Here is an 8,829-nt window from a genome sequence, read left to right as displayed (position 1 = left end):
CAAGCTAAAAAAGCTTCAGCTGCATCTGTAGCTTCTAAAGCTTCTGCCGCTGCTGCAAAATAATCAGCTTCTTGCCTGATTAAAGAAAAAAGGACGGCTTGCCGTCCTTTTTTCGTTTCTCCACGAGGTTGTGCCGTGAAGTTGATTTGCACTAGTTTTGCTTTGCTCTGTGCGGCAGGGGCCGCGCTGGCAAATCCGTCTGCGCTCAGCAAAGAGAAGCAGGCGCTTTTTTTTGGTCACGATGACCGTACGATGATCAGTGCGCCTTATGCCGCACCCTACAATGCGATTGGGCGGCTGGAGGTGAAATCGGGTGGCACATGTACTGCCACGCTGATTGCCCCTGATGTCGCGATTACTGCGGCGCATTGCTTCTTGATGCTACCGCGCCAGATTGATGCCGGGCGCTGGTTTATGGCGGGTTTTCACAATGGCCAGTATCAGGCCCGCTATCAAGTTGTGGGCCAGCTTTTTCATCCGCGTTTCCGCCAGGGGCTGACCTATAAAGGCGATGATGTGTATATCGCCCCCAGCGCCGCTCCATATGATATTGCGCTGATTAAGCTCAAGCTCAAAGACGGCACGCCACCCAGCCCGATGCAGCTGTTTCAGGGTAAACGGCAGCAGTTAATGCGCAGCATTTTGCAGCAAAACCAGCAGGTGAATCAGGGCGGCTTTGCCGAAGACCATGATACCCAGTTATCGGTGCATCATGGCTGCCAGCTCACCCAGCTGCGCAGCAATGGCACGATCTTCCACCGCTGCGATACCTTGTCGGGTGATTCGGGCTCGCCAATCTGGCTGGATTTGCCGACCGGCCCCACGTTGATTGCCGTACAAAGCTCGGCCCCGGATTGGTTTAACCGGGCGCTGGCCGATAATGTAGGCGTTACCGTCTTGCAATTGCCGTCCAAGGCGCAGCGCTGGCTGGCCCACTAGCCGTATCGCCGCCGCCTAGTAAGCGATACAATAGGCTGATTCGATTAAAAAAACAGTCACGGATTCATGACGATGGATATTCAAGCTTACATGCAGAATGTAGGCCGTCAGGCGCGGGCCGCTAGCCGCGCGATGGCCAAAGCCTCGACCGGCGCGAAAAACGCCGCGCTGAACGCGATTGCGGATGCAATTGAGCGCGATGCAGCGCTGTTGCTGGCCGCCAATCAGCAAGATATGGCGCAAGCTCGCGCTGATGGTCTGGAACCGGCACTGCTGGATCGCCTGCAACTAACTGAAAAAACCATCGCCACCATGGCGCAAGGGCTGCGCGAAATGGTCGCGCTGCCCGACCCGATCGGCAATATGGGCGACTTTAAATACCGCCCTAGTGGCATTCAAGTCGGCAAAATGCGCGTGCCATTGGGCGTGATCGGCATTATTTATGAAGCCCGCCCGAACGTCACCGCCGATGCGGCCGGCCTGTGCATTAAATCGGGCAATGCCACCATTTTGCGCGGTGGTCGCGAGGCGTTTCATTGCAACCAGGCCATCGCCGCTTGTGTGAAAGAAGGCCTCGCTAGCGCCGGCCTGCCAGAAACAGCGGTGCAAATCATCGAAACCCCAGATCGCGCCGCGGTGGGCGAGCTGATCACGATGAGCGAATTCGTGGATGTGATCGTTCCGCGCGGCGGCAAGGGGCTGATCGAGCGCATTAGCCGCGATGCACGCGTGCCGGTGATCAAGCATCTGGATGGCATCTGCCATGTGTATGTGGATGATGAAGCCGAGCTGGGCAAAGCCGTGCGCATTGCCGACAACGCCAAAACGCAACGCTACGCGCCCTGCAATACGATGGAAACCCTGCTGGTCCACCGCGTGGTGGCGGCACAGTTTTTGCCGCAAATCGCCGCGATTTATCAGGCTAAAGGCGTTGAAATGCGCGGTTGTGCGGCGACGCAGGCGATTTTGCCAGCGGCCATTGCTGCCACTGAAGAAGATTGGCGTACCGAATATCTGGCGCCGATTATTGCGATTCGCGTGGTGGATGATCTGCAAGCCGCGATTGATCACATCAATACCTATGGCAGCCACCATACCGATGCGATCATCACCGAAAACTACACCAAAGCGCGGCAATTCTTGCGCGAGGTGGATAGTGCCAGCGTGATGGTGAATGCCTCGACCCGGTTTGCCGATGGCTTTGAATATGGTCTGGGCGCCGAAATCGGAATCTCCACCGACAAAATCCACGCCCGCGGCCCGGTGGGGCTGGAAGGCCTGACCAGCGAAAAATGGATTGTGCTTGGCGATGGCGAGGTGCGCAGCTAATGAGCGTGCCGGCCGAATTGCTCGCGCTACGCGCGCAAATTGATGAGCTGGACCAGCAGCTTTTTACTGTGCTGGCCGCGCGTTTTGCGGTCACCGCGCAAGTGGGACAACTGAAAAAGCAGCACCAATTGCCGGCGCAAGATGCTGATCGCGAAGCGCAGCAGCTGGCCAAAACGGCGGCACTGGCAGCCGCCACGGGCTTGGATCCGGCTTTTGCCCAGCGGCTGCAGCGCTTGATACTCGATGAGGTGGTCGCCCAGCATCAGCAGTGCTGAGCGTCTCGGTGATGCGCACTATCGGCGTATTTGGTGGCACTTTCGACCCGATTCATTACGGGCATCTGGCCTTGGCGCGGTGTTTACGCACTTCGCTGGCGCTGGATGAAGTGCGGCTAATCCCAACGGGTTTGCCGCCGCACCGGCCGGCGCCACCGGTCAGCCCGCAGCAAAGGCTGGCGTGGGTACAGGCGGCAATTGCCGGCGAAAACGGCCTGCTGGTGGATGATCGAGAAGTAAATCGCGAGGGGTATTGCTACACAATCGATACCCTACTTGAGTTGCAGCAAGATACCCCTGATGCCTTGTTGGTGTGGCTGATCGGAGCCGATTCGTGGCGGCAACTGACGCGCTGGCACCGCTGGCGTGATTTATTAGAGGTCGGGCATTTAGTGATTGCGGCCCGGCCCGAGTATGCATTTAATGATTTAAGCCCTGATTTGGCAGCAGAATTTGCCGCTCGGCATGTAAATGCCACCCCGGCGCAGCTGTCTCGGGGTAAAATCAGTCAATTAGCCAGCCCGCTGCTGCCGGTATCGTCGACACTGATCCGCGACAAATTGTCGCGGGGGGAAGATGTCTCCGCACTGACCCCCGTGTCGGCCCTGCTGGTGGCCAGTGGGCTGTATTGTTTTAAGGAATAACTATGAATGAAATGGTAAGCGCCATGCGCGACGTGGCCGTGGCGGCCTTGGAAGACATCAAGGGCAAGGAAATCCAAGTCCTGGATACCACCCAACTGACTGATCTGTTTGAATGCATGATCGTAGCGACCGGCGATTCAAATCGTCAGGTGCGCGCCTTGGCCAATAATGTCTCAGTTGAGCTCAAAGCCAAAGGCTACGAAATCGTCAGCACCGAAGGTGAAGAGAGCGGCGAGTGGGTGCTGGTGGATGCCGGCAGCCTCGTGGTGCACGTGATGTTGCCACCGGTGCGCGATTATTACGATCTGGAACAACTGTGGGGCGGGCAAAAACCGACCTTCAATCCGCTTGGCCGGGCTTGGTCGGCGGTAGGCTCGGCAGAGTAATCTGCTGCAGGCAGGCAATGGCGGCGACAGGCCGCCATTGCTATTTGAAGCCCCACCCCGGCTTCCTTTGGCCGCCAGCTGAAAATGCAGCAGTACCGTGCGCAGCGCCTAGAGCAATTAGATCTAACGATATAGCCAAAACGTCTTTTTGGTTTGGGAATTTCTCCGTAAATTCCATCTCCATTCTCTATCGATTTTGAAATCCTGAAGTTCACGCCATGAATACTTTGTCTGAAGCGCGGCTGACGCACTTAAAGCAGCTGGAAGCCGAATCCATCCACATTATCCGTGAAGTGGCCGCCGAATTTGAAAACCCGGTCATGCTGTACTCGATTGGTAAAGACTCAGCGGTGATGCTGCATCTGGCCAAAAAAGCCTTTGCGCCAGGCAAGCCACCGTTTCCGCTGATGCACGTGGATACCACCTGGAAATTCCAGGATATGTACAAACTGCGTGAAAAACAGAAAGCCGAAGGCTGGAATCTGATCACGCATGTGAACGAAGAAGGCGTGAAAGCCGGCATCAACCCGTTCACCGCCGGCTCAGCCAAGCACACCGACGTGATGAAAACCGAAGGCTTGAAACAAGCCTTGAATAAATACGGTTTTGACGCGGCCTTTGGTGGTGCGCGCCGCGACGAAGAAAAATCCCGCGCTAAAGAGCGTGTGTATTCATTCCGCGATAAAAACCACCGTTGGGATCCGAAAAACCAGCGCCCAGAGCTGTGGAATATCTACAACTCGAAAGTCGATAAAGGCGAATCGATTCGCGTGTTCCCGATCTCGAACTGGACCGAACTCGATATCTGGCAATACATCTTCCTCGAAAACATCGAAATCGTACCGCTGTACTACTCGGCTGAGCGCGAAGTAGTCGATTACAACGGCACGCTGGTGATGATCGACGATGAGCGCATCTTGCAATACCTGACGCCAGAGCAAAAAGCCTCCATCCAGAAAAAATGGGTGCGCTTCCGTACGCTGGGCTGTTACCCGCTGACCGGTGCCGTTGAGTCCAAAGCGCAAACGCTGCCTGAGATTATCCAGGAAATGCTGTTGGCGACGACTTCCGAGCGCCAAGGCCGCGCGATTGACCATGACAGCGCTGGGTCGATGGAAAAGAAAAAAATGGAAGGCTACTTCTAAACACGTCGATTCGCTGGCTGCGCGACTGCATGTCCGCGTTGTGCGCGCCTCGCAATCCGCATGGACTTGATGTCCATTCACGTTTGCTGCGGTGCTGACGCCTTGACCTGAAGCCGCTCGCGGCGCGACTGAACGTGTTGATGACGAAAGCTCGCTACGGCCTTGAATTGAGTGACTCATTCAAGGTGAGCAATAAATAATTGAGATTGGAAGAACACCATGTCACATCAATCTGACTTGATCGCCAATGACATTCTGGCGTACCTGAAACAGCATGAAAACAAAGACATGCTGCGCTTTATTACTTGCGGCAATGTGGATGACGGTAAATCCACGCTGATCGGCCGTTTGCTGCACGACTCAAAACTGATTTTTGACGATCACCTCGCGGCGATTCAAAAAGACAGTAAAAAATTCAACACCACCGACCAAGAAATCGACTTGGCGCTGCTGGTGGATGGCTTGCAAGCCGAGCGCGAGCAGGGCATTACGATTGACGTGGCGTATCGTTATTTCAGCACTGAAAAACGCAAATTCATCATCGCCGACTGCCCGGGCCACGAGCAATACACTCGCAATATGGCCACCGGTGCGTCAACATCTGATCTGGCGATTATCCTGATCGACGCGCGTTACGGCGTGCAAACACAAACCCGCCGCCACAGCTTTATCGTGTCGCTGCTGGGTATCAAGCACGTGATCGTGGCCGTGAACAAAATGGATTTGGTGGATTTCAGCGAAGCACGCTTCAACGAAATCCGCGCGCAGTACTTGGAATTCGCCAAAGAGCTGAACATCAGCGACATCCGCTTTGTGCCGCTGTCGGCGCTGCGTGGCGACAACGTCGTGAACGAATCGGACAAAACGCCATGGTACGAAGGCGAAACACTGATGGGCTTGCTGGAAAGCGTGCAAATCAATAAAGACGCCAAGCTCGATGCCTTCCGCCTGCCAGTGCAATACGTCAACCGCCCGAATCTGGATTTCCGCGGTTTCTGCGGCACGATTGCCGCTGGCCATGTCTTGCCGGGCGATGAAATTATCGCGCTGCCATCGGGCAAAAAATCCAAAGTCAAAGCGATTGTAACTTTCGAGGGCGAGCAAGCGGTGGCGTTCTCTGGCCAGGCGATTACGCTGACGCTGGAAGACGAAATCGATATTTCACGCGGCGATATGATCGTGCGCGCGCAAGATGCGCAGCCGCACGTGGGCAGCGCGTTTGATGCACACGTGGTGTGGATGAACGAAGCGCCGCTGAGCGTAGGCAAGGAGTATGTGGTTAAACTCGGCGGCAAACAATGCTTCGGGCGCGTTACCTCTATCCAGTATCGTATCGACGTGAACAGCCTTGAGCACATCGACGCCAGTGAGCTGAAACTGAACGAAATCGCCTTGGCGCGTTTCGAGCTGACTGCGCCGATTGCTTTCGACAAATACACCGAATGCCGCGGTACCGGTAGCCTGATCGTGATTGATCGCCTCAGCAACGCCACCGTGGGCGCCGGCATGATTGTGGCCCAGGCCGAAGCTGGTGGCGCCAGCGCTAGCGAGCTGGACGAGCTGAGCCGTCTGCGCGAATTTGAAGTCGAGCTCAATGCATTGGTGCGCAAATACTTCCCACACTGGGAAGCCAAAGACGTGCGCGAGCTGCTGAAATAAACGCAGCAAGTCGCAAGATGACAACGGCAGCCCGCGGGCTGCCGTTTTTATTGGTTTTTTGTCATCGTTTCTTTATTGTTTCATCATTTTGCCGGCACAATAGCTGGTTTGTGATTCCATCCGCGTGGCCATGCCGGCCGCGCCAGAAGTGAGAAGTCGATGACCCAGTTTCATCGGGTAGTAATCCGCCTGCATACAGCGCCGCTGGCGGTGGCTGATTGGTTGGCCTTTGATGCCGCCGGCCAGCTTTTGCAGCAGGGGCAAGGCACGCAATGGCCTGCGGCCGAGCAGCTTGATCTGGCCCTGCCGGCCGCCTGGCTGACCCAACACCGTTTACGCCTGCCCGCCAGCAAAGACAAACAACGCCAACAGCTGATTGCCCAAGCGCTAGAAGACCGCGTGCTGGGGCCTTTGGCCGATTATCGCTGGCAAAGCCAGCGGCTGGGCGATGACACCTGCGTGTGGGTGTGGCCCGCCGCCGAGCAACAGCGCTTAAGCGAATGGCTGGCTAGCCAAAGCTGGGCGCCACAGCGCTGGATTGCCGAATTTGCCCTATTACCGGCGCAAGATGATGTGCTGCTGCCGGCCGGAGAAGGCTGGCTGCTACGCTGCGCCGGCCAATGCCTGTGGCTGGCTGATGCCAGCGAAGCCGAGCTGCTGTGTCCCACTGGCGCCCCCGCCGCGCAAAGCCGGGCGGCGCTGGCCGCCCCCAGCAAAGACGCCGCAGTATTACTGCGTGGCAAGCTATCAGGGGTATCGCTCCGGGTAGATTGGCAACAATGGCATTGGCCGCTATACCTGCTGGGTGTATTGCTGGTGTTGCTATTGCTCGGGCAAATCATTCAGTGGCGACAGCTGGCAAGCCGTGAAGCCAGTTTGCGCCAGGAGCTGCGCCAAACCTTTGCCAGCCTGTATCCGGGCGTGCCGGTGGTTGATCCGGTGTTGCAATGGCAAAGCCTGCAGCAAAATCCAGCCAGCCAAGGGCAGGCCGATGCGCTGGCGCTGGCGCAAAAAATCGCCAGCCAGCTCGATGGTAATTTGGGCGTGGAATCGCTCGCCGCCAAAGAGGGCAAAGTGAGTCTGATTTTGCCGGCCAGCCAGGCTGCGGCGATTCCGGCTCGCTTGCAGGCGCAGGGGTTAAAAGTCACTAGCCAAACCTTGCCCGATGGGCGTAGCCAACTGGAGATCACACCATGAGCGCCGCACTGCAACGCGCCCGCACCTATTGGGCCAGCCGCTCGCCGCGCGAGCAGCGCTTTTTGCAAGGCTGGGCGGTGGCCATGCTGGGCTTAGGGCTGTATTTTGGCCTGCTCTCGCCCTTGTGGCAGCAGATTGGCCGCCTGCAGGTGCAGGTGCCACGGCTGGAAGCCCAGCTGATGGCCATGCGAGCCACCCAGCCGGCGCTGGCCGCACCCGGTAAGGCGGCTACGGCCGATCTACGTAGCGCCGCATTTAGTGCCATGTCGGCGCGCCAGCTCAGTGCCGATATCCGGCCGCTGGCGGCCGGGCAGGTGGAAATCAGCCTGACGCAACCCAATGCCACTGCCGCCGTGCTGCTGGCCAGCGCCTTGCGCAGCGAGCTGGCGGCTCAGGTAGTTAGTCTGCAATTAAAACAACAGGGCAGTGAGATCGGCTTAGTGCTGGTCTTGGCCCGCGCCGGCCGGAGCGAATAATGGCCCAGATTCCGTTTTACCGTCGCCGCTGGGTGCTGGGCAGCCTGCTGAGTCTAGCTTTTGTGTTGCTGCTGTTGGCGCGCGCCCCGGTAGCCGCACTGGGCTGGGTGTTGCCCGCCAATCTTACTTTGAGCCAAGCCAGCGGCACCCTCTGGCAAGGGCAAATGAGCGCGCTGGGGCTGGAAGGCGTGGCGCTGCAGCAAAACCTCAGTTGGCAATTCGAGCCCCGCGCTTTGCTGGCCGGGCAGCTGGCCTGGCAAATCCGCGGCCAAGCCGCCGCTAGCACCAATCCGGCCGCCAGTCAGGCCCGACTGGTGTTGGGCGCTGGCGGGGTGGCGCTGGAAAATGTCGACATCACTCTACCGCTGGAAGGTGCGCTGCGCGCCGTGCCAAAAATCGCCGGCTGGGGGCTGGGCGGTACCGCGCAGCTGCGCAGCGCCCGGCTATCCAAGCAAGCTGGCGACAGCGCCGAGCTCACTCTCGATCCGCTATTTAGCCAGCTGGTACCCGCACTGAGCCCGCTCACCACATTGCGTGCCAATCTGGTCATGAATGAAGGTGGAGCGAAATGGACGATCAGCCCACTGGGCAGCAGCGCCATCGCCGTACAAGGGCAGGGCGCCTTGCAATGGCTGGCGGGCGGGCGTGTCAGTAGCCAAGGCGAAATCAATCTGCAGCCGGATGAAAAAGTAAAACAACAGCTTGCGCCGCTGTTGCTGCAAATTCCGGCTACGGCGAATGGATATCAGATTAAGTTCTGATGTTGGAGGTGTGATGTT

General features: G+C 57.7%; 10 protein-coding genes. All 10 read left to right on the top strand.

Features of this window, described 5'->3' with window-relative positions; genetic code table 11:
- The first annotated feature begins 252 nt into the window (after positions 1 to 252).
- The 10 genes from G482_RS18350 to gspN all read left to right on the top strand — a co-directional run bounded on the left by G482_RS18350 (position 253) and on the right by gspN (position 8,811).
- On the top strand, positions 253 to 939 hold the full coding sequence (locus G482_RS18350; protein ID WP_156905391.1) for a trypsin-like serine peptidase: 687 nt from the start codon (positions 253 to 255) through the stop codon (positions 937 to 939).
- A gap of 72 nt (positions 940 to 1,011) precedes the next feature.
- Entirely contained in the window at positions 1,012 to 2,268 is a 1,257-nt protein-coding gene (locus G482_RS0111050) for a glutamate-5-semialdehyde dehydrogenase (RefSeq protein ID WP_028450079.1), read from the top strand.
- Positions 2,268 to 2,543 carry a chorismate mutase gene (locus tag G482_RS0111045; RefSeq protein WP_028450078.1) on the top strand — a complete coding sequence of 92 codons (276 nt, stop codon included), beginning with the start codon at positions 2,268 to 2,270 and terminating at the stop codon, positions 2,541 to 2,543. The genes G482_RS0111050 and G482_RS0111045 overlap by 1 nt, the downstream gene beginning before the upstream one ends.
- Positions 2,544 to 2,554: 11 nt before the next feature.
- The gene (gene nadD / locus G482_RS0111040) at positions 2,555 to 3,187 is read left to right on the top strand and encodes a nicotinate-nucleotide adenylyltransferase (protein ID WP_034619648.1); all 633 of its coding nucleotides are present in this window, start codon (positions 2,555 to 2,557) and stop codon (positions 3,185 to 3,187) included.
- A gap of 2 nt (positions 3,188 to 3,189) precedes the next feature.
- Positions 3,190 to 3,573, top strand: coding sequence for a ribosome silencing factor (gene rsfS, locus G482_RS0111035; RefSeq protein WP_028450076.1), 384 nt, complete (start codon positions 3,190 to 3,192; stop codon positions 3,571 to 3,573).
- A 218-nt stretch (positions 3,574 to 3,791) separates the two neighbouring features.
- Positions 3,792 to 4,718 carry a sulfate adenylyltransferase subunit CysD gene (gene cysD / locus G482_RS0111025; RefSeq protein WP_028450075.1) on the top strand — a complete coding sequence of 309 codons (927 nt, stop codon included), beginning with the start codon at positions 3,792 to 3,794 and terminating at the stop codon, positions 4,716 to 4,718.
- 219 nt (positions 4,719 to 4,937) lie between these two features.
- Positions 4,938 to 6,377: a sulfate adenylyltransferase subunit CysN gene (gene cysN / locus G482_RS0111020; RefSeq protein WP_028450074.1), complete on the top strand. Its 1,440-nt coding sequence runs from the start codon at positions 4,938 to 4,940 to the stop codon at positions 6,375 to 6,377.
- Positions 6,378 to 6,536: 159 nt separating this feature from the next.
- Positions 6,537 to 7,574: a type II secretion system protein GspL gene (gene gspL, locus G482_RS0111010; protein WP_028450073.1), complete on the top strand. Its 1,038-nt coding sequence runs from the start codon at positions 6,537 to 6,539 to the stop codon at positions 7,572 to 7,574.
- Positions 7,571 to 8,050, top strand: coding sequence for a type II secretion system protein M (locus tag G482_RS0111005; protein WP_028450072.1), 480 nt, complete (start codon positions 7,571 to 7,573; stop codon positions 8,048 to 8,050). The genes gspL and G482_RS0111005 overlap by 4 nt, the downstream gene beginning before the upstream one ends.
- Positions 8,050 to 8,811 carry a type II secretion system protein N gene (gene gspN, locus G482_RS0111000; RefSeq protein WP_028450071.1) on the top strand — a complete coding sequence of 254 codons (762 nt, stop codon included), beginning with the start codon at positions 8,050 to 8,052 and terminating at the stop codon, positions 8,809 to 8,811. The genes G482_RS0111005 and gspN overlap by 1 nt, the downstream gene beginning before the upstream one ends.
- Positions 8,812 to 8,829 lie beyond the last annotated feature (18 nt).

The sequence above is a fragment of the Chitinibacter tainanensis DSM 15459 genome, assembly GCF_000429785.1.
In the GTDB taxonomy this organism is placed as follows: domain Bacteria; phylum Pseudomonadota; class Gammaproteobacteria; order Burkholderiales; family Chitinibacteraceae; genus Chitinibacter; species Chitinibacter tainanensis.
Note: the sequence above shows the minus strand (reverse complement) of the source record. Positions and strands in the feature narration are given on the sequence as shown.

Excerpts from the sequence above, each read along its gene's own strand:
- G482_RS18350 (WP_156905391.1), top strand. The coding sequence starts at position 253 with ATGATCAGTGCGCCTTATGCCGCACCCTACAATGCGATTGGGCGGCTG.
- G482_RS0111050 (WP_028450079.1), top strand. The coding sequence starts at position 1,012 with ATGGATATTCAAGCTTACATGCAGAATGTAGGCCGTCAGGCGCGGGCC.
- G482_RS0111045 (WP_028450078.1), top strand. The coding sequence starts at position 2,268 with ATGAGCGTGCCGGCCGAATTGCTCGCGCTACGCGCGCAAATTGATGAG.
- nadD (WP_034619648.1), top strand. The coding sequence starts at position 2,555 with ATGCGCACTATCGGCGTATTTGGTGGCACTTTCGACCCGATTCATTAC.
- rsfS (WP_028450076.1), top strand. The coding sequence starts at position 3,190 with ATGAATGAAATGGTAAGCGCCATGCGCGACGTGGCCGTGGCGGCCTTG.
- cysD (WP_028450075.1), top strand. The coding sequence starts at position 3,792 with ATGAATACTTTGTCTGAAGCGCGGCTGACGCACTTAAAGCAGCTGGAA.
- cysN (WP_028450074.1), top strand. The coding sequence starts at position 4,938 with ATGTCACATCAATCTGACTTGATCGCCAATGACATTCTGGCGTACCTG.
- gspL (WP_028450073.1), top strand. The coding sequence starts at position 6,537 with ATGACCCAGTTTCATCGGGTAGTAATCCGCCTGCATACAGCGCCGCTG.
- G482_RS0111005 (WP_028450072.1), top strand. The coding sequence starts at position 7,571 with ATGAGCGCCGCACTGCAACGCGCCCGCACCTATTGGGCCAGCCGCTCG.
- gspN (WP_028450071.1), top strand. The coding sequence starts at position 8,050 with ATGGCCCAGATTCCGTTTTACCGTCGCCGCTGGGTGCTGGGCAGCCTG.